This is a genomic window from Streptomyces sp. NPDC051051, from assembly GCF_040682975.1.
Taxonomy (GTDB): Bacteria; Actinomycetota; Actinomycetes; order Streptomycetales; family Streptomycetaceae; genus Streptomyces.
The window spans coordinates 85,573-104,392 of the sequence record NZ_JBFBCB010000001.1; the positions used below are offsets into that span (position 1 = coordinate 85,573).

Here is an 18,820-nt window from a genome sequence, read left to right on the forward strand (position 1 = left end):
CTGCCATGCGTCACATGAACCGGTGTCCTCGCCCGTCGCGAGGCCCTGCCATGCTTCTGTGAGCGTTCACAGTAGAGAAACATCCCGGACACTTGTCAATGGTTGTTGCTGTGCGGTTATGTTGGGCTCGCATCGCCGAAAACATGTGTGCACGTTCCCAAATGATCGATTAAACGGGAGAGATCCATGCCGGAGACCACCCCCAAGGGCCTCACCAGGCTCGCCTTCGGTGGGGACTACAACCCCGAGCAGTGGCCGGAAAGCGTCTGGCAGGAGGACGTCCGGCTCATGCGCGAGGCCGGCGTCACCATGGTGAGCGTCGGGATCTTCTCCTGGGCGCTCCTGGAACCCGCGCCGGGGGAGTACGACTTCGGCTGGCTCGACCGGATCATCGGCCTGCTGCACGAGAACGGCATCCGCGTCGACCTGGGCACGCCCACCGTGGCCCCGCCCGTCTGGTTCTACCGCGCGCACCCCGAGGCCCTGCCCGTCACCGCCGACGGCGTCCGCTACGAATTCGGCTCGCGCGCGGCGATCTGCCACAGCAACGCCGACTACCGCGCGGCCGCGGCGAACATCGCCACCCGGCTCGCCGAGCGCTACGGCGACCACCCGGCGCTCGCGATGTGGCACGTCCACAACGAGTACGGCGTCCCCGTCTCGGCCTGCTACTGCGAGTCCTGCGCCGCCCACTTCCGCCGCTGGCTGGAGACGACGTACGGCACCGTCGACGCGGTCAACGAGGCCTGGGGCACCGCCTTCTGGGGCCAGCGCTACGCGGCCTTCGGCGACATCAACCCGCCGCGCACCACCCCGACCGTCGGCAACCCCGGTCAGGCGCTCGACTACCGGCGCTTCGCCGACGCCACCATGCGCGAGAACTTCGTCATGGAGCGCGACATCCTGCACCGCCTCGCGCCCGGCGTCCCCGTCACGACCAACTTCATGACCGCGCTCAGCCAGTGCGACTCGGTCGACTACTGGGCCTGGGGCCGTGAGGTCGACATCGTCACCAACGACCACTACCTGATCACCGACGGCCGCCGCACCCACGTCAACCTGGCGATGGCCGCCGACCTCACCCGCTCCGTCGCCGGCGGCGCCCCCTGGATCCTCCTGGAGCACTCCACCTCGGGCGTCAACTGGCAGCCCCGCAACCCGGCCAAGGCCCCCGGCCAGATGGCCCGCAACTCCCTCGGCCACGTGGCCCGCGGCTCCGAGGGCGCCATGTTCTTCCAGTGGCGGCAGTCCCGGCGCGGCGCCGAGAAGTTCCACTCCTCGATGGTCCCGCACGGCGGCACCGACACCCGCGTGTGGCGCGAGGTCGTCGAACTCGGCGCCGCTCTCGACTCCCTGAACCCGGTCCGGGGCACCCGCACCGAGGCCGACGTCGCCGTCCTGTGGGACTGGCACTCCTGGTGGGCGCAGAACCTCGACTGGCGTCCCAGCGAGGACCACGACGCCCGCGAGCGCGCCGACGCCTTCTACGAGGCCCTCTACGACCGCCACCTCACCGTCGACTTCGCCCACCCCGAGGCCGACCTCTCGCCGTACCCGCTGGTCGTGGTGCCCGCCCTGTACCTGATGACGGAAGCGGCCGGGAACAACCTCCGGGAGTACGTCGAACGCGGCGGCACGCTCGTCGTGTCGTACTTCTCCGGCATCGTCGACCAGCACGACGCCGTGCACGAGGGCCCCTACCCGGGCGCGCTGCGCGACGTCCTCGGCCTCACCGTCGAGGAGTTCTCCCCGCTGCTCGGGGGCGAGCGCGTCCGGATCACCGGCCCGGACGGGGCGGAGCTGAGCGGCGACGTGTGGACCGAGTTCGTCGAGCCGCGCGGCGCCGAGACCGTCTGGACCTACGCCGACGGCCTCACCGCCGGCCGCCCGGCCGTCACCCGGCACCGCCTCGGCGAGGGCACCGCCTGGTACGTCTCCACCCGGCTCGGCGCCGAGGGCCTGGACGCCCTGCTGGGCCGGGCCGCCGAGGACGCCCGCGTCGCCCCGCGCGCCGGCCTGCCCCGCGACGTCGAGGTCGTGCGCCGCTCCGGCGAGGGGGGCGGCTACCTCTTCGCGATCAACCACACCGCCACCGACGCCAAGGTGCCGCTGGAGGCGTCCGGCACCGAGCTGCTCACGGGCGAACACGCCGCCGGCCGCCTCGCGGTACCGGCGGGAGCCGTACGGGTCGTACGACTCGACGGCTGAGCCGACTCCCCCTCCGCCCGTGGAGCCGCGAGCCGCGGGCGGAGGGGGTCCCTCATCCCGAGGGAGACCCACCCCCATCACGTCGAAGGGACGACGGACGAAGATGTTCCATCCCAGACGCACGCTCAGAGCCCTGCTGCTCCCGCTCACCGCGGGGCTCGCACTCACCGCCCTGCCGGCGCAGACCGCACAGGCGGCCGCCATGCTCACCAACGCCGGCTTCGAGGCCGACGGCGCCGGGGCGGCCGTCCCCGGCGGCTGGTCCGAGTACGGCGACACCGGTGCCTCGTTCACCGAGTCCGGCGGGCACGGCGGCAGTTACCGCCTCAGCCACTGGGCGTCCGCCGCCTACAAGGTGGAGACGTACCAGTACCTGTCGGGGCTGACCAACGGCGCCTACAAGCTCACCGCCTGGGTGCGCTCCGGCGGCGGCCAGAAGTCGGCCTACCTGGCCCTGAAGAACTGCGGCGGTGCCGAGCAGCGCACCGACCTGCCGGTCTCGGCGAGCGGATGGATCCATGTCGTCGTCCCCGTCAAGGTGACGAACAACCAGTGCACGATCAGCGTCAACAGCGACGCGAACGCCGGCAACTGGATCAATGTCGACGACCTGGCCTTCACGTCCGGCACCACCGGACTGTCGATCAAGGGTGCCGACATATCGTCCCTCGCCAAGAGCGAGGCCAAGGGCGGTGTGTACCGGACCGCGTCGGGCACGACCGCCGACCCGATCACCGTCCTGAAGAACGCCGGCATGAACTACGCGCGCCTGAAGGTGTGGGTCGACCCCGCCGACGGCTACAACAACAAGGCGCGCGTGCTCGCCACGGCCAAGCGGGTCAAGGCGGCCGGCCAGAAGCTCCTGGTCGACTTCCACTACTCCGACATATGGGCCGACCCGGGAGCCCAGACCAAGCCCAGCGCCTGGGCGGGGCATTCGTACAGCCGGCTCAGGACGGACGTGTACCACCACACGTACGACGTGCTGAGCGCGCTCAAGGCCCAGGGCACCGCCGCCGACATGGTCCAGGTGGGCAACGAGATCAACGGCGGCATGCTGTGGAGCGAGGGCTCCACCGACAACTGGGGCCAGCTCGCCGGACTGCTCAACTCGGGCTACGACGCCGTCAAGGCGGTCGACTCCGCCACCCCGGTCGCCCTGCACCTCGCCAAGGGCGGTGATCTGGCCGGCACCCGCTGGTGGTTCGACAGCGCGGTCTCCAACGGCGTGAAGTTCGACGCCATCGGCCTCTCCTACTACGGCTACTGGCACGGCACCCTGGCCGACTTCCAGACCACGCTGGACGACGCGGCCTCCCGCTACGGCAAGCCGGTCTTCGTCGCCGAGACGGCCTACCCGTTCCGCCTCGACAGCGACGACGCGCACGAGAACATCATCGACCTGCCGAGCGAACTGGTCTCCGGCTACCCGGCGACCGCGGCCGGACAGCTGGCCTGGATGAACTCCGTGGCCGACATCGTGGAGGCCGTCCCGAACGGCCGCGGGCTCGGCGTCTTCTACTGGGAGGCGACCTGGACCGCCGTGAACGGCAACGGCTGGGACCCGGCCGACGCCGCTTCCGGCAACGGCTGGGAGAACCAGGCCCTGTTCGGCTACGACGACCGGGCGCTGTCCTCGATGGCGTGGTTCGGCCACCGCTGACCCGCGATCACCCGGCCTCGTGACGGCGGGGCCCGGCCGCGACCCGGCGGCCGGGCCCCGCGCGTTCCCGTCTCCCTGCCCGACTCCCCTGAACGAACGGTGTCCGCACCTCCTGGAACGGCTGAAGGAACCGGCGCGGCACTTCCCGCCGCAACGACGCGCCGACCTCGTCGAGGACGGCGCCACGGCGGACTCCGTGGCGGCGAAGCCGGGCGTGCACCCCAGGGTGGCGGACACCCACCTCACCCCCCTCGCCGACCTGGGTCTGCTGCGCGCCAGGCGGATCCGGCGCCGCACCCACCACCGGCGCGACGAGATGCGCACCGATGCGCACCACCGAAGTGGCCCGCATGGTCGACAAGGGCTGGTGGGCGGCCCGCGGAGGACCCTCGGACGCCGGCCGGAGGCCGCCGGCGTCGAACGATTCGGCGTTACCCTGTTGACCAGCCGTGATCACCCCGCGCGCCGGGGCGACCGGGGATCGAGGCAGGAGACGTACGACATGACGGCCCCGGAGACCGAGAGCCTCCGCAGCAGCGCCCTGCGCCGGTCCGCCGGGTCGGGGCAGCTGCCGGCGGTCGCCGTGGTCGCGGCCGGCGGCGGGCTGGGTGCCACCGCCCGCTACGCGGCCTCGCTGTGGTGGCCCTCGACGGCCGGCGGGTTCCCGTGGACGACCTTCTGGGTCAATGTCGTCGGCTGCGCCGTGATCGGCGTGTTCCTGGTGCTGATCACCGAGGCGCTGACCGTGCACCGACTCGTGCGCCCCTTCTTCGGCACCGGCGTGCTCGGCGGTTTTACCACCTTCTCCACCTACGCCGTCGACCTCCAGCGCCTGTTCGACACGGGGCACCCCCGTACGGCGCTGGCCTACCTGGCGGCGACCCCCCTCGCGGCGCTCACGGCGGTGTGGCTCGCGGCCACCGCGACGCGCCGCGTCCTGACCCGGAGGCAGCGATGACGAGGCTCACCGGCAGTGCCCTGCGCGTGACCGTCTTCGTCGGCGAGAACGACACCTGGCACCACAAGCCCCTCTACACCGAGATCGTGCACCGGGCCCATGCGGCGGGCCTGGCGGGTGCCAGCGTCTTCCGCGGCATCGAGGGCTTCGGCGCCTCCTCGCTGATCCACACCTCGCGCCTGCTCTCCCTCAGCGAGGACCTCCCGGTCGCCGTCGTCGTCGTCGACACGGAGGAACGCGTGCGGGCCTTCCTGCCGCAGCTCGACGAGCTGGTCACCGAGGGGCTCGTCATCCTCGACCCGTGCGAGGTCATCAGGTACGCCGGGCGCGCCCCGAACCAGGGCGAACCGGACGGCAAGGGTAAGAGGTCGTCGTGAACTGGCTGCTGGTCGTCGCCGGAGGCATGGCCGGTGCGCCCCTGCGGTACCTGACCGACCGCGCGGTGCAGGCCCGGCACGACTCGGTGTTCCCCTGGGGCACCTTCGTCGTCAACGTCGTCGGCTGCGCCGTCCTCGGGCTGGTGACCGGTGCCGGCGTCGCCGGGGTGGCCGACCCCCACCTGCGGCTTCTCCTGGGCACCGGCTTCTGCGGGGCCCTGACCACCTACTCCACCTTCTCCTACGAGACGCTGCGGCTGACCGAGACCGGAGCGGCACTGCACGCCGCCGCGAACGTCGTCGCCAGTGTGGCGGCGGGCGCCGGGGCCGCCTTCGCGGGGGTGTGGATCGCACAGACGGTGTGGTCATGACCGGGAAACACACCCACGGCTGGTAGGACTGTGCACCGCACCGTCGACCCACCCGCAGAACTGGATCCCATGAGCGCCATCTCCGTCGGTCAGGCCGTCGTCCTCGGAGCCGTCGAGGGAGTGACCGAGTTCCTCCCCGTCTCCTCCACCGGACATCTGAAGATCACCGAGGGCCTGATGGGCATCCCGGTCGACGACGACGCGGTCGTCGGGTTCTCCGCCGTCATCCAGGTCGGCGCGATCGCCGCGGTCCTCGTGTACTTCCGCAAGGACATCGCGCGGATCGTCTCCGCCTGGTTCCGCGGTCTCGCCGACAAGGGCGAACGGCACCACCACGACTACAGGTTCGCCTGGTGGGTGATCTGGGCGACGATCCCGATCGTCGTCGTCGGCCTGGCCGCGAAACCGCTCATCGAGGGATCTCTGGCCTCGCTCTGGGTGGTCGCGGGTTCGCTCGTCGCCGGCAGCGGCGTGATGTGGGTGGCCGACCGGACGGGCCGGCACAAGCGGGGCGAGGGCGACATCTCGTTCAAGGACGCCATGCTGGTCGGGAGCTCCCAGATCCTGGCACTGCTCTTCCCCGGCTTCTCCCGTTCCGGCGCCACCATGTCGACCGCGCTGATGCTCGACCTGGACCGGGTCGCCGCCACCCGGCTGTCGTTCTTCCTCGGCATCCCGGCCCTCACCGGCGCCGGCCTGTACGAGCTGAAGGACGCCCTGGGCACCGGGGCGGGTGCGGCGCCGCTGGCCGTCGGCACGGCCGTGTCCTTCGTGGTCGCCTACGCCTCCATCGCCTGGCTGCTGAGGTTCGTCGCCAAGCACTCCTTCAACGCGTTCGTGATCTACCGGATCGTCGTGGGCGTGCTGCTGTTCGCCCTGCTGGCCACGGGAGTCCTCGACAGCTGACCCGCGGCGGGGGCGGCCGGCGCGGGCCCGGAGCGGCAACCGGGCCCGAGGTGCCGGCACCGACCCCGCCCCCGGACCCGAGCGGAGGCGGGAATCCCGCTTTCACGCCGACCGCCGCTGAATTCTTCCTTTCACCCGCCTTGACAGCGGCCTCCGGCCACCCGGAGTATCACTCCCGTGAACCTGTCAGACAGCCAGACAGGTGGCCCGGCACCCCGTCGCGTCAGTGCGATGGAAGCGGTGCTCACCCACCTCCGCGGCGCCATCGAGCGCGGCCACTACGCCATCGGGGACAAACTCCCCTCCGAGGCGGAACTGTGCCGCACCCTCGAGGTCTCCCGGCCCGTCCTGCGGGAGGCCCTGCGCGCCCTCCAGACCATGGGCCTGACGGTCTCCCGGACCGGCAAGGGCACCTTCGTCGTCGCCAACACCGTCGAGGACCCCACCTTCGGCGACTACGCGGCCAGCGACCTGCTCGAGGTGCGCCGCCACATCGAGATCCCGGTCGCCGGGTACGCGGCCGTGCGCCGCACCCCGGAGAACCTGGACCACCTGGCCCACCTCCTGGACCGGATGGAACGGGAGACCGACACCACCGCCTGGGTCGCGATGGACACCCTCTTCCACCTCGCCGTCGCCGAGGCCGCGCAGAACCCGGTCTTCCGCCGGGTCATCGAGGAGATTCGCGACGCGCTGGCGCGCCAGTCGGCCTTCCTCAACGAGCTGGGCGGGCGCCGCGAGCAGTCCAACCGCGAACACCGGGCCATCGTCGAGGCGCTGATCGACGGTTCCGAGTCCGACGCGCTGGAGGCCATGAGCCACCACCTCGACCGCGTCGAGACGACCCTCACCGACATCGTGCGCCCCCCGCGCACCGACTCCCCCCTGAAAGGCGGACCCGAGCGTTGAGCGAACAGCACCTCAAGGACGGGACGCGCCCCGCGCCCCGTCACGTCGACGCCGGAGACGCGGGCTACAGCAAGTCCCTGAAACACCGGCACGTCAACATGATCGCCATCGGCGGCGCCATCGGCACCGGCCTCTTCCTCGGCGCCGGCGGCCGCCTCGCCGACGCCGGCCCCTCCCTCTTCATCGCCTACGCGGTCTGCGGCGTCTTCGCCTTCCTCGTGGTGCGCGCCCTCGGCGAACTCGTCCTGTACCGCCCCTCCTCCGGCGCCTTCGTGTCGTACGCCCGCGAGTTCATGGGGGAGAAGGGCGCCTACACCGCGGGCTGGATGTACTTCCTGAACTGGGCCACCACCGGCATCGCCGACATCACCGCGGTGGCCACCTACACCCACTACTGGGGCATGTTCTCCGACATACCCCAGTGGGTGATCGCGCTGGTCGCCCTGGCCGTGGTCCTCACGGTGAACCTGATCTCCGTGAAGATCTTCGGCGAACTGGAGTTCTGGTTCGCGATCGTCAAGGTCGGCGCGCTCGTGATCTTCATGTGCATCGGCATCTTCCTGCTGGTCACCCAGCACCAGGTCGACGGCACCACCCCCGGCCCGTCCCTGATCACCGACAACGGCGGCGTCTTCCCCAACGGCCTGCTGCCCCTGCTGCTGATCGTCCAGGGCGTCGTCTTCGCCTACGCCTCCGTCGAACTGGTCGGCGTCGCCGCCGGCGAGACCGAGAACCCCGAGCAGATCATGCCGAAGGCGATCAACTCGATCATGTGGCGCGTGGGCCTGTTCTACGTCGGCTCGGTCCTCCTGCTGTCGATGCTGCTGCCGTGGAACAAGTACACCTCCGGCGAGAGCCCCTTCGTCACGGTGCTGTCCAACATCGGCGTCCCGGCCGCGGGCGGCGTGATGAACCTCGTCGTGCTCACGGCGGCGATGTCCTCCCTCAACTCGGGCCTGTACTCCACCGGCCGCATCCTGCGCTCCATGGCCGTGAGCGGCTCGGCACCGCGGTTCACCGGGAAGATGAGCCGCACCCAGGTCCCCTACGGCGGCATCCTGCTCACCAGCGGCGTCTGCGTCCTCGGCGTCGGCCTCAACTTCGTGGTCCCCGCCGACGCGTTCGAGATCGTCCTGAACTTCGCGGCGCTCGGCATCCTCGCCACCTGGGGCATGATCATGATCTGCCACCTGCTGTTCTGGCAGAGGACCCAGAACGGCCACCTGACCCGCCCCGGCTACCGGCTGCCGGGCTCCCCCTGGACCGAACTCGTGACGCTGGCCTTCCTCGCCTCCGTCCTGGTCCTCATGTACGCCGACGGCGGCGCCGGACGCACCACCGTGCTGTGTCTGCCGCTGATCGCCGCCGCGCTCGTCGCCGGCTGGTACGCCACCCGCGTCCGCCGCGCGCGCACCTCTTCCGGGACCGACGCGTGAACCCGCCGCCGGCCCCCGCCCACCCACCAGTGACCAGGCAGTGATGTACACCAGCCCTCTCGCCGACGCGCCCGCCATCCGCGAACCCCTCCACGCCCCCGTCGCCCACCTCGTACGCGGCGAGGTGACCGAAGGCGTCCACTACGGCTCCGTCGTCGTCCTCGGCACGGACGGCGAGGTCGACTTCCAGCTCGGCGACGTCGAGGTCGCCTTCTACCCGCGCTCCGCGCTCAAGCCCGTCCAGGCCGTCGCCATGGTGCGCGCCGGGCTCCCGCTCGACGGCGAACTGCTCTCGCTCGCCGCCGCCAGCCACTCCGGCGAGGAACGCCACCTCGCCGGCACCCGGCGCATCCTCGAACTGGCCGGCGTCACCGAGGACGACCTGCGCAACGTCACGGACCTGCCGTACGACCCGGTCGTCCGCGACACCTGGACACGGCAGGGCCGCCCGCCCTCGCGCCTCGCCCAGAACTGCTCCGGCAAGCACGCGGCCATGCTGTACACCTGCAAGCTCAACGGCTGGTCCCTCGACGGCTACCTCGACCCCGGGCACCCGCTCCAGCAGGCGATCGCCGAGATCGTCGAGGACCTCACCGGTCAGCGGATCGCCCGGGTGACCGTCGACGGGTGCGGCGCGCCGCTCTTCTCCGTCTCCCTGAGCGGTCTGGCACGTGCCGTCGCCCGCGTCACCACCGCCGTGCCCGGCACGCCCGAGGCGCGGGTGGCGGACGCGATGCGCGCGCACCCCGAGATGGCCTCCGGTTCCGGCCGGGACGTCGCCGCCCTGATGCGGGCCGTTCCCGGTCTTCTCGCCAAGGACGGCTTCGAGGGCGTCGAGGTCGCCGCGCTCCCCGACGGCCGGGCCGTCGCCGTGAAGATCTCCGACGGCGCGAACCGGGCCCGCGTCCCGGTCACCGCGGCCGCCCTCGCCCGGGCGGGCGTCGACCCCGTGCTGCTCACGCCCTTCGCCGGCGAGCCGCTCCTCGGCGGCGGCCGGCCCGTCGGCAGCGTCCGCACGGTTCGCGCCCTCGACCCGGTCACTCAGCCGATCCGCGTGTGACCCCCGGCGGTGCGTGAGCCGCCGGCCCGGCCGGGGGAGGGGCCGGCGGCGGCTCGGCCGGGGGAGTCCGCGCCGGCGGCCGCCTCCCGTCCCGTCCCCGGCGGCCCCGCACCGTTCCGCCCTCCCGAAGCCCGACGCTTCCGGGGCCCGACGCTTCCGGGGCCCGAGGCCGCAGTCCCCGGTCACCCACCCTCCCTCCCGCTCCAGAAAGAGGCCGCACCCTCATGACCGTCGTCGTCAGCCGCCGCGAACACGATCTGCTCGGAGACCGGGACGTCCCCGCCGACGCGTACTGGGGCATCCACACCCTGCGCGCCACCGAGAACTTCCCGATCACCGGCACCACGATCTCCGCCCACCCGCACCTGATCGACGCCCTCGCCGCCGTCAAGGAGGCCGCCGCCCTCGCCAACGAGGAACTGGGGCTGCTGGCCCCGGAGAAGGCCGCCGCGATCGTCGCCGCCTGCCGCGAGATCCGCGCCGGCAAGCTGCACGACCAGTTCGTGGTGGACGTCGTCCAGGGCGGCGCGGGCACCTCGACCAACATGAACGCCAACGAGGTCGTCGCCAACCGGGCCCTGGAACTGCTGGGCCACGCGAAGGGCGAGTACCGGCACCTGCACCCCAACGAGGACGTCAACCTCGGGCAGTCCACCAACGACGTCTACCCGACCGCCGTGAAGGTCGCGACCGTCTTCGCGGTGCGCGGGCTGCTCAAGGCCATGGCCGTCCTCCAGGACGCCTTCGCCCGCAAGGCCGTCGAGTTCCGCGACGTCCTGAAGATGGGCCGCACCCAGCTCCAGGACGCCGTCCCGATGACCCTCGGACAGGAGTTCTCCACGTTCGCCGTCATGCTCGACGAGGACCGCAGCCGCCTCGCCGAGGCCGTCGAGCTGATCCACGAGATCAACCTCGGCGCCACCGCCATCGGCACCGGGCTCAACGCGCCGGCCGGTTACGCCGAGTCGGCCCGCCGCCACCTCGCCGGGATCACCGGCCTGCCGCTCGTCACCGCCGCCAACCTCGTCGAGGCTACCCAGGACTGCGGCGCGTTCGTCCAGATGTCCGGCGTGCTCAAGCGGATCGCGGTCAAGCTCTCCAAGAGCTGCAACGACCTGCGCCTGCTGTCCTCCGGGCCGCGCGCGGGCCTCGGCGAGATCAACCTGCCGCCCGTGCAGGCCGGTTCGTCCATCATGCCCGGCAAGGTCAACCCGGTGATCCCCGAGGTCGTCAACCAGGTCGCCTTCGAGGTGATCGGCAACGACGTCACCATCACCATGGCCGCCGAGGCCGGACAGCTCCAGCTCAACGCCTTCGAGCCGATCATCCTGCACTCCCTGTCCGAGTCGATCACCCACCTGCGCGCGGCCTGCCTGACCCTGGCCGAGCGCTGCGTGTCCGGCATCACCGCCAACACCGAGGTGCTGCGCGCGAGCGTCGAGAACTCCATCGGCCTGGTCACCGCCCTCAACCCGCACATCGGGTACACGGCGGCCACGGACATCGCCAAGGAGGCCCTCGCCACCGGCCGCGGTGTCGCCGAACTCGTCCTGGAAAAGGGCCTGCTCCCCGCCGAGCGGCTCGCCGCCCTGCTGCGCCCGGAGATACTCGCCGGCAGCGGCAGGACGCAGGCGCTCTGAGGAACGACAGCCCGCGCGCGGCCGGGGCCGGGCGCTCCGCAGCCGGCCGACACGCGGGCTGTCGTCACACCCAGGGATGAAGCCCGTCCGACGCGGCGCGGCTTCCGGGCCGCGGATGGTGATCCCGCTCGTGTTGTTCGCCTCGATGGCGCGCGTGCCGCTCGCCGGGATCATCGCGCGGCCCGTTCCGCAGGACTCGGTCACGACGGGTTCACGGAGGTCGCAGGCGTCCCCCGCCCGATGCTCAGCGTTCCCGGCAGCCGATCGCCCGCCTTCAGCCGCAGCAGGTCACCCGGCTTGGACCGCCGGGCGTCGGCAGGGCGAAGGGGGGCGCCAGGCGGTCCGCAGGGTCCGGCCGTCGTCGCCTCGGGGACTGGGACAGAACGTCGGTCCGCCCTGTGGACTCTCCCGCCCTGCGGACTCTCCCGGACGGGGGACGGGGTGGACGGGGACGTGCGGGCCCGGCCAGCACGCGGAGTCCGCGGCAAGACACGCCTGATGGGACGGCACGTCGAGGGCGGCCCGGCGCCCCGGGACACCCGGGGCCGGCGTGCGGCATGATGACGATCATGTGCTCGCAGTTCCAGCCGGTCCTCGACCGCATCGCCGAGGAGATGGCCCGCACGCCCGGCCGCGGGCGGCCCGCCGACTACATCCCGGCGCTCGCCGCCCGCGACGCCCGCAGCTTCGGGATGGCGGTGGCGGAGCTGGACGGCACGGTGTACGGGGTGGGGGAGTGGCGCGAGCCGTTCTCGACCCAGTCGATCACCAAGGTCTTCACCCTCGCCCTCGACCTGGCGCGCGAGGGGGACGAACTCTGGGAGCACGTCGGCCGCGAACCCTCCGGCAACCCCTTCAACTCGCTGGTCCAGCTGGAGTACGAGAACGGCATCCCCCGCAACCCGTTCATCAACGCGGGCGCGCTCGTCGTCACCGACCGCCTCCAGACCCGCACCGGGGACGCGGCGGGCGAACTGCGTGACTTCCTGCGGGCCGAGAGCGGCAGCGAGGTGCTCGACTTCGACCTGGAGGTGGCCGCCTCCGAGTCCGCGCACGGCGACCGCAACGCCGCCCTCGCCCACTTCATGGCGTCCTACGGCAACATCGACAACCCGGTGCCGGTCCTCCTCGACCAGTACTTCCGGCAGTGTTCCCTCACCGCCTCCTGCGCCGACCTCGCGCTGGCCACCGGCTTCCTCGCCCGGCACGGCGTCCGCGCCGACGGCAGCCGCCTGCTCAGCCGCAGCCAGGCCAAGCAGGTCAACGCCGTCATGCTGACCTGCGGCACCTACGACGCGGCCGGCGACTTCGCCTACCGCGTGGGTCTGCCCGGCAAGAGCGGGGTCGGCGGCGGCATCATCGCGGTCGTGCCCGGCCGCTGCACGCTGTGCGTGTGGAGTCCGGGCCTGGACGAACGCGGGAACTCGGTGGCGGGCGTGGCCGCCCTGGACCGTTTCACGACGCTGACGGGCCTGTCGGTGTTCTGAGCGGCCGCGCTCACCGGCTCCCGCCGTCCCCGCCGGCCGGTCGACGCCCCACGCGGCGGCGGGCTTCGAACCGCAGTACCAGGGCGACGGCGGCGCCGCCCAGCGCGGCGGCACCCGCGATGACCGCCGCCTTCGACCAGCCGGACCCGTCGTCGGCCACGGCGACCGCGGGGGCCGTGGGAGCCGTTGTGGCCACAGGTGTCGCCTGCGGTCCCGGACCCGGCCTCGGCCGCGCCCGCAGGGCGTCCAGCGAGCCCACGGGATCGACCCGCCCGGCGGCCCCGAACCCCCAGTCGAGCAGTTCGCGCGCCTCCTCGTAGACGGCGAGGCCGCCGCCGGACCGGGGGTTGAGCACGGTCACGACGAGGGTCCGGTCGCCCCGCCGGGCCGCGGCCACGAGGGTGTTGCCCGCGTTGCTGGTGTAGCCGTTCTTGATGCCGATCAGCCCGGGGTACGGCTCGACCCCGTCCGTTCCGCTGAGCAGACGGTTGGTGTTGACGATGCCGTACGTCCCCCCGTCGCGCGCCGGGAACCGGGCCTCGACGGTGGCGCAGTACCGGGCGAAGTCCGGGTTGCGCAGACCCGCCCGTCCGAACACCGCGAGGTCGTACGCGGAGGACACCTGGCCGGGGGCGTCGTACCCGTCCGGGGACAGCACGCGTGTGTCCAGGGCGCCCAGCGAGCGGGCCTTGTCCTGCATCCGGGCGGCCGTGGTGCGCCAGCCGCCGTTGAGCGCGGCCAGGACGTGCACGGCGTCGTTGCCGGAGTGGAGGAACACCCCCCGCCACAGGTCGGAGACCTGGTACGACTGCCCTTCGGCGACTCCCACCAGGCTGCTGCCGGCTCCGATCCCGGCCAGCTCGGTCTCGGTGACCCGGTGCCGGACGCCGCCGGGCAGGACCGGCAGCACCGTGAGGGCGAACAGGGTCTTCAGGGTGCTCGCGGGAGGCAGCCTGCGGTGCGCGTTCGACGCGGCGAGCACGTCGCCGGTGTCGGCGTCGGCCACCAGCCACGACAGTGCGGAGACGTCCGGGACGCCGGGTGCTCCCGGGTGTGGCCGGACCTGCGTACCGGAGCGGTACAGCAGGGCGGGCCGCGGTGGCGTCACACGCGCTCCGCCCGCCGGGCCGGGGTCCGCGCCGACGGGAGCGGCGGACGCCGCGGGCCCGAGGACCAGGACGCCCGTCACGCAGAGCGCGCGGGCCGAGGCAGCAGCCCGAGAGGAGAATCCGATTGTCATACGAGCAACGTAAGAATGAAGTGGGCTTTCCCCGCGCTGTCCGTGCCGCACATCGCGGCGCGTGCACCCGGATGCCGCATGCGACGGCACCCCGGCCCCACCGAGCGGCCCGCTCCGCGCGCCGTACCGCGTCCTCGCGGTCGGTGTCGTCGGTCGTCGTACCGCCCCCTCCGCCACGGCACCTCCCGCCGGGGCCCCGCGGAGCGAGGCGATCAGGCGGCCGGGAGGGTCGGCTGGACGCGGCGGACGAACGTCGCGTTGTCCGGGGTGGCGCGCATCCGCTCCAGGAGGGTGTCCAGGTTGGCCTGGCCGTCCCGGGTCCGCAGGGCGCGGCGCAGACCGCGGGAGGCGGCCAACTCGGCCGGGGGGAGCAGGAGTTCCTCGTGGCGGGTACCGGAGGCGGTGATGTCGACGGCCGGGAAGACACGGCGCGAGGCCGGTTCGCGGTCGAGGCGCAGCTCCATGTTGCCGGTGCTCTTGAGCTCCTCGAAGAAGAAGTCGTCGGCGCGGGAGCCGGTTTCCACCAGCGCGCTGGCGACGATGGTGAGCGAGCCGCCCTCCTCGGCGGTCCGCGCGGCCCCGAAGAACCGCTTGGGGCCGATGAGCGCGGTGGCGTCGACGCCGCCGCTGAGGGTGCGGCCACCGGGGGCGGCCGCGTTGTTGTGGGCCCGGCACAGCCGGGTCAGGGAGTCCAGCAGGATCACGACGTCCTCGCCCGCCTCGACGAGCCTTTTGGCCCGTTCGACGACCAGGTCGGCCAGGGCGATGTGCTGCCTGGGCGTCCGGTCGAACGTGGAGGCGTAGACCTCGCCGCGCACCGAGCGCCGCATGTCGGTGACCTCCTCCGGGCGTTCGTCGAGCAGCAGCACCATCAGCCGGGCCTCCGGGTGGTTCCCGGCGACGGCGGCGGCGAGCTGCTGGATCAGGACGGTCTTGCCGGTCTTGGGCGGCGCCACGATCAGCCCGCGCTGGCCCTTGCCGACGGGCGCGAGCAGGTCGACGACCCGTCCGGCGAGCCCGGCCGCCGGGTGTTCGAGGCGGAGCCGCTCGTGTGGGTACAGGGGTGTCAGGTCGCGGAAGTGACGGCGGCCGCGCAGGGCGTCGGGCGTGCGTCCGCCGACGCGCGCCACCTCGGTCAGCGTGTGCCGGCCGTCGCGCGTCCCTTCGACGAAGTCGCCCTTGCGCAAGTCGAGTCGGCGGATCAGCGCGGCCGGGACCTGGACGTCGTCGGGGGCGGGCAGACAGGTCCGGGCGCGCAGTTGCCCCTTCCCGTTGCCGTCGACGTCCAGGACGCCGCCGACGAGCTGGGTGGGGGGCTGCTGCCGGACAGGGGGATGTTCGAGTGCGGTGGTCATGGTGGTCTGTCCTTTCGGGGACGGAAGGCACGAGGCATGCGAAGGAAGGGGGTGGATCCGCGAGGGGAGGGCGGTGTACGCGCGCCTCCGGCGGTGGGAAGCAGGACCTCGGACGCGGCCGAACCGCTGTTCACGAGGTTTCCGCGGAAGATCCGGCGCACCGGCCGGGACCGGCGGGCGCAACGGTGATCTGGGAGAGGAACCGCACCGGCGCCCCGGAAAGGAGGAGGCGTACACAGGTGCTGCAGGGGAGCCTAGCAGTCGCCTGCCGTCGTGGCGAGGGGAACCGCGTCTCCACCCGCCTCGACACGGGGTCGGCCCCCGTTGTTCCCGGGTGTTTCCCCTCCTGGTCCGGACCGCGATGTCATCGATCGGCATCAGATGTCCCCAGACCATAACGATCCTGGACGACAAGGGACTTGGCCTCCGACGCTGCACTATCTTCACGTCATGTCCACGCCGCCCACGCCTCCGCAGGAACCCGAGCAGCCGTCCGGGGCGCCGGCTCCTCCGAGTGCGTATCCGTATCCGAATCCGCAGTCGCCGGGCCCAGGAGCGGCGGGGGGTTTCCCGCCGCCGGCCGCGCCCGTGCCGGGCCGGCAGAACTTCTACGCCACTCCGACCCTGGCCGGTCAGCCGGGCCCGCCCGGGGGACCGGGGCAGCCGGCGGCCGGCTATCCGTACGGCCGGCAGGGTCCGTATCCGACCGTTCCGCCGCCGCCGTCCGGCGGTGGCGGGGCGGGACGGGCGGTGCTGTGGGTGGCCGTGGGCGCGGTCGTCGCCTCGGCGGCCTGGGCGGCGGGTGTCTTCCTGACCGGGGGGAAGGACGCCGACGCGGACCTGCGCGGCTACACGGCGCCGGCGAACCTCTGCTCCAGCACGGACTACTCCTCCTTCGAGACGGAGTACCCGGACAACGACGGCACCCCGACGCACAACGCCCTCAAGGACGCCGCCCTCGACGAGAGTTACTGCAGCATCAACCTGAAGAAGACCGGGTCGAGCTACGCCGACGCCTACCTCTCCACCCAGGTGGACCTGCACAAGAAGTCCGACCCGGGCCCGGAGTTCACGGCCATGTGGAAGAACTACCAGGAGAGGTACCCCGGTTACGACGTGGAGACCGTCGAGGACATCGGGGAGGAGGCCTACCTGGTCAGTGAGGACACCACCAGCGGATCCACCAGCGGCTCGCTCTACGCCACACTCGCCGTCCGGGACGGCTGGACGACGTACACGATGAGCTACAGCACCTACCTCTCCTCCTACGACGAGGACAAGGACCCGCCGTCGCTCGAGCAGGTGACCGACTGGCTGAAGGCGGACTCGAAGACCACGCTGGACCAGATCAAGGACTGACGCGCGGGACGCGCGGTGGCCGGCGCACGGGGTTCGCCCCGCGTGCCGGCCACCGGTGTGTTCAGCGGGTGCGCGCCTCGGCCTCCTTCGCGATCTGCTCGAACCGTGCCCCCATCGCCTCGGCCAGCGCCTGCGCGCCCGACAGGGGCCGCACCATCACCGTCAGCCGGTCGATGAGCCCGTCCTCGTCCACATGGATGAAGTCGCAGCCGCTCAGCTCCCGCCTGCCGACGCGCGCGGTGAACACCAGCGCGTGGTCGCGACCGTCCGCCCCGGCGAGTTCCCCCTCGTAGCGGAAGTCCTCGAAGACCTGCGCCACCGCGCGCAGGATCGCCGCGGTGATCGCCTTGCCGGGGTAGGGCTTGAACACGACCGGGCTGGTGAACACGACGTCCTCGGCGAGCAGGGACTCCACCGCGTCGAGGTCGCCGGCCTCGACCGCCTCTCGGAACGCGCGCATCCGATCACCTCATACTCAAATAGTTGTCTAAGTGCGGATGAGAATAATCACCTGCTGTTACCGTGTCCACATGTCGCTCAAGTACGCCGTCCTGGCGGCCCTCCTGGAGGGCGAGGCCTCGGGCTACGAACTGTCCAAGGTCTTCGACGTCTCCCTCGCGAACTTCTGGCCCGCGACCCCGCAGCAGCTCTACCGCGAGCTGGAGCGCCTCGCGCAGGACGGCCTGGTCGCGGCACGCGTCGTGCGGCAGGAACGTCGCCCCGACAAGCGGATGTTCACCCTCACCGAGGCCGGCCGCGAGGACCTGCGCGCCTTCGCCGCCGCACCGCCGCGCCGGCCCACCGCCGTGCGGGACGAACTCCTCATCAAGGTCCAGGCGATGGACGGCGTCGGCGTCGACCCCGGAACGACCCGCGCGCAGATCGAGGAACGGATGGGCTGGGCGCGCGCCAAGCTCGACCGTTACCTGCGGGTGCGCGAACGACTGCTCGCCGGGCGCACCGAGGAGGAGTTCCTGCGCGAGGCCGACCGGATCGGGCCCTACCTGACGCTGATGGCCGGCATCGCCTTCGAGGAGGAGAACCTGCGCTGGTGCGAGCGGGTCCTGGTGCACCTCCGGCGTCGTACCGCCGTAGGCTGACGCCGATGTTCAGCCCAGAAGGCCCCACGCTGCGCGAACTCGCCGTCCAGGCGCTGTCGTCCGTCGAGCACGGCTACGACCTCCTCGCGCCGAAGTTCGACCACACGCCGTTCCGCACCCCCGCCCCCGTCCTCGACGCAGTCACGTCGGCCCTGCGCCGCACCGGCCCCTACGGCGACGGCCTCGACCTGTGCTGCGGCACCGGCGCCGGCGTCGACGCGCTGGCCACGCTCTGCCGCGGCAGCGTCACCGGGGTCGATTTCAGCGCCGGGATGCTCGACGTCGCCCGCGGGCGCGCCCGGCCGCCGCAGCCGCGGGTGTCCTGGGTGCGGGCGGACGCGCGCGCCCTGCCGTTCACGGACGCCTTCGACCTGGTCGTCAGCTTCGGTGCGTTCGGGCACTTCCTGCCGGGGGAACTGCCCGGCCTGTTCGCCCAGGTGCACGGTGCGCTGCGGCCGGGCGGCCGGTTCGCGTTCCCGGTTCTCGCGCCGCCCCGGCCGTCCTCCCCCGCGTTCTGGACGCTCCTCGGCTTCGACGCGGTGATGCGGGTCCGCAACGCCGTGTGGCGCCCCCCGTTCGTGATGTACTACCGGGCCTTCCGGCTGGGCGAGGTCCGCCGGGAGCTGGAGCGCGCCGGGTTCCGGGTGGACCTGCGCGCCCTGCCCGAGTTCGGGACGCGGGGCGACGGGAGCCCTCGGGCCCGGCTGGTCGAGGCGCGCCGGACGCGTTGAGGCGGGCGGACGCGGTCCGG

At 72.2% G+C, this 18,820-nt stretch carries 17 protein-coding genes; 14 read left to right on the top strand and 3 right to left on the bottom strand.

Going from position 1 to position 18,820, the window contains the following annotated elements; genetic code table 11:
• Positions 1 to 186 precede the first annotated feature (186 nt).
• From AB0N31_RS00430 to AB0N31_RS00480, 11 genes are all read left to right on the top strand, one after another.
• The gene (locus tag AB0N31_RS00430; protein ID WP_366056062.1) at positions 187 to 2,208 is read left to right on the top strand and encodes a beta-galactosidase; all 2,022 of its coding nucleotides are present in this window, start codon (positions 187 to 189) and stop codon (positions 2,206 to 2,208) included.
• 103 nt (positions 2,209 to 2,311) lie between these two features.
• Positions 2,312 to 3,871: an arabinogalactan endo-1,4-beta-galactosidase gene (locus AB0N31_RS00435; protein ID WP_366056063.1), complete on the top strand. Its 1,560-nt coding sequence runs from the start codon at positions 2,312 to 2,314 to the stop codon at positions 3,869 to 3,871.
• Between the two features lie 502 nt (positions 3,872 to 4,373).
• Positions 4,374 to 4,829, top strand: a complete 456-nt coding sequence (locus AB0N31_RS00440; RefSeq protein WP_366056296.1) for a CrcB family protein — start codon at positions 4,374 to 4,376, stop codon at positions 4,827 to 4,829.
• Positions 4,826 to 5,206 carry a DUF190 domain-containing protein gene (locus tag AB0N31_RS00445; RefSeq protein ID WP_366056064.1) on the top strand — a complete coding sequence of 127 codons (381 nt, stop codon included), beginning with the start codon at positions 4,826 to 4,828 and terminating at the stop codon, positions 5,204 to 5,206. The genes AB0N31_RS00440 and AB0N31_RS00445 overlap by 4 nt, the downstream gene beginning before the upstream one ends.
• A complete protein-coding gene (crcB, locus tag AB0N31_RS00450; RefSeq protein ID WP_366056065.1) occupies positions 5,203 to 5,577 on the top strand; it encodes a fluoride efflux transporter CrcB in 375 nt (124 codons plus the stop codon). The genes AB0N31_RS00445 and crcB overlap by 4 nt, the downstream gene beginning before the upstream one ends.
• Positions 5,578 to 5,646: 69 nt before the next feature.
• Positions 5,647 to 6,483 carry an undecaprenyl-diphosphate phosphatase gene (locus tag AB0N31_RS00455; RefSeq protein ID WP_366056066.1) on the top strand — a complete coding sequence of 279 codons (837 nt, stop codon included), beginning with the start codon at positions 5,647 to 5,649 and terminating at the stop codon, positions 6,481 to 6,483.
• A 231-nt stretch (positions 6,484 to 6,714) separates the two neighbouring features.
• The gene (locus AB0N31_RS00460) at positions 6,715 to 7,392 is read left to right on the top strand and encodes a FadR/GntR family transcriptional regulator (RefSeq protein WP_366056067.1); all 678 of its coding nucleotides are present in this window, start codon (positions 6,715 to 6,717) and stop codon (positions 7,390 to 7,392) included.
• On the top strand, positions 7,389 to 8,828 hold the full coding sequence (locus tag AB0N31_RS00465; RefSeq protein ID WP_366056068.1) for an amino acid permease: 1,440 nt from the start codon (positions 7,389 to 7,391) through the stop codon (positions 8,826 to 8,828). Before AB0N31_RS00460 ends, AB0N31_RS00465 begins: the two co-directional genes overlap by 4 nt.
• 43 nt (positions 8,829 to 8,871) lie before the next feature.
• Positions 8,872 to 9,888: an asparaginase gene (locus AB0N31_RS00470; RefSeq protein WP_366056069.1), complete on the top strand. Its 1,017-nt coding sequence runs from the start codon at positions 8,872 to 8,874 to the stop codon at positions 9,886 to 9,888.
• Positions 9,889 to 10,112: 224 nt separating this feature from the next.
• Positions 10,113 to 11,528, top strand: a complete 1,416-nt coding sequence (aspA, locus tag AB0N31_RS00475) for an aspartate ammonia-lyase (protein ID WP_366056070.1) — start codon at positions 10,113 to 10,115, stop codon at positions 11,526 to 11,528.
• 557 nt (positions 11,529 to 12,085) lie between these two features.
• Positions 12,086 to 13,015, top strand: coding sequence for a glutaminase (locus AB0N31_RS00480; protein WP_366056071.1), 930 nt, complete (start codon positions 12,086 to 12,088; stop codon positions 13,013 to 13,015).
• A 10-nt stretch (positions 13,016 to 13,025) separates the two neighbouring features.
• On the opposite strand, the gene AB0N31_RS00485 is transcribed toward AB0N31_RS00480, so the two are convergent.
• Together AB0N31_RS00485 and rho are read right to left on the bottom strand one after the other, a co-directional pair.
• A complete protein-coding gene (locus tag AB0N31_RS00485; protein ID WP_366056072.1) occupies positions 13,026 to 14,255 on the bottom strand; it encodes a serine hydrolase in 1,230 nt (409 codons plus the stop codon).
• Positions 14,256 to 14,467: 212 nt separating this feature from the next.
• A complete protein-coding gene (rho, locus tag AB0N31_RS00490; protein WP_366056073.1) occupies positions 14,468 to 15,610 on the bottom strand; it encodes a transcription termination factor Rho in 1,143 nt (380 codons plus the stop codon).
• 450 nt (positions 15,611 to 16,060) lie between these two features.
• Here rho and AB0N31_RS00495 point away from each other — a divergent pair, with 450 nt between their 5' ends.
• Positions 16,061 to 16,969: a hypothetical protein gene (locus tag AB0N31_RS00495; RefSeq protein ID WP_366056074.1), complete on the top strand. Its 909-nt coding sequence runs from the start codon at positions 16,061 to 16,063 to the stop codon at positions 16,967 to 16,969.
• A 61-nt stretch (positions 16,970 to 17,030) separates the two neighbouring features.
• Here AB0N31_RS00495 and AB0N31_RS00500 read toward each other — a convergent pair whose 3' ends face one another.
• Positions 17,031 to 17,429 (bottom strand): nuclear transport factor 2 family protein, encoded by a 399-nt coding sequence (locus AB0N31_RS00500; RefSeq protein WP_366056075.1) that lies wholly within the window; start codon positions 17,427 to 17,429, stop codon positions 17,031 to 17,033.
• Positions 17,430 to 17,499: 70 nt separating this feature from the next.
• Between AB0N31_RS00500 and AB0N31_RS00505 the strand changes: the two genes are divergently transcribed.
• Both AB0N31_RS00505 and AB0N31_RS00510 read left to right on the top strand, forming a co-directional pair.
• Complete coding sequence (locus AB0N31_RS00505; RefSeq protein ID WP_366056077.1) at positions 17,500 to 18,069, top strand: PadR family transcriptional regulator; 570 nt, start codon at positions 17,500 to 17,502, stop codon at positions 18,067 to 18,069.
• Positions 18,070 to 18,074: 5 nt separating this feature from the next.
• Positions 18,075 to 18,800, top strand: a complete 726-nt coding sequence (locus AB0N31_RS00510) for a class I SAM-dependent methyltransferase (protein ID WP_366056078.1) — start codon at positions 18,075 to 18,077, stop codon at positions 18,798 to 18,800.
• Positions 18,801 to 18,820 lie beyond the last annotated feature (20 nt).

What these genes read in the sequence shown, in the direction of transcription:
- AB0N31_RS00430 (WP_366056062.1), top strand. Translation starts at nt 187, where the DNA reads ATGCCGGAGACCACCCCCAAGGGCCTCACCAGGCTCGCCTTCGGTGGG.
- AB0N31_RS00435 (WP_366056063.1), top strand. Translation starts at nt 2,312, where the DNA reads ATGTTCCATCCCAGACGCACGCTCAGAGCCCTGCTGCTCCCGCTCACC.
- AB0N31_RS00440 (WP_366056296.1), top strand. Translation starts at nt 4,374, where the DNA reads ATGACGGCCCCGGAGACCGAGAGCCTCCGCAGCAGCGCCCTGCGCCGG.
- AB0N31_RS00445 (WP_366056064.1), top strand. Translation starts at nt 4,826, where the DNA reads ATGACGAGGCTCACCGGCAGTGCCCTGCGCGTGACCGTCTTCGTCGGC.
- AB0N31_RS00455 (WP_366056066.1), top strand. Translation starts at nt 5,647, where the DNA reads ATGAGCGCCATCTCCGTCGGTCAGGCCGTCGTCCTCGGAGCCGTCGAG.
- AB0N31_RS00460 (WP_366056067.1), top strand. Translation starts at nt 6,715, where the DNA reads ATGGAAGCGGTGCTCACCCACCTCCGCGGCGCCATCGAGCGCGGCCAC.
- AB0N31_RS00470 (WP_366056069.1), top strand. Translation starts at nt 8,872, where the DNA reads ATGTACACCAGCCCTCTCGCCGACGCGCCCGCCATCCGCGAACCCCTC.
- aspA (WP_366056070.1), top strand. Translation starts at nt 10,113, where the DNA reads ATGACCGTCGTCGTCAGCCGCCGCGAACACGATCTGCTCGGAGACCGG.
- AB0N31_RS00480 (WP_366056071.1), top strand. Translation starts at nt 12,086, where the DNA reads ATGATGACGATCATGTGCTCGCAGTTCCAGCCGGTCCTCGACCGCATC.
- AB0N31_RS00485 (WP_366056072.1), bottom strand. Translation starts at nt 14,255, where the DNA reads ATGACAATCGGATTCTCCTCTCGGGCTGCTGCCTCGGCCCGCGCGCTC.
- rho (WP_366056073.1), bottom strand. Translation starts at nt 15,610, where the DNA reads ATGACCACCGCACTCGAACATCCCCCTGTCCGGCAGCAGCCCCCCACC.
- AB0N31_RS00495 (WP_366056074.1), top strand. Translation starts at nt 16,061, where the DNA reads ATGTCCACGCCGCCCACGCCTCCGCAGGAACCCGAGCAGCCGTCCGGG.
- AB0N31_RS00500 (WP_366056075.1), bottom strand. Translation starts at nt 17,429, where the DNA reads ATGCGCGCGTTCCGAGAGGCGGTCGAGGCCGGCGACCTCGACGCGGTG.
- AB0N31_RS00505 (WP_366056077.1), top strand. Translation starts at nt 17,500, where the DNA reads ATGTCGCTCAAGTACGCCGTCCTGGCGGCCCTCCTGGAGGGCGAGGCC.
- AB0N31_RS00510 (WP_366056078.1), top strand. Translation starts at nt 18,075, where the DNA reads ATGTTCAGCCCAGAAGGCCCCACGCTGCGCGAACTCGCCGTCCAGGCG.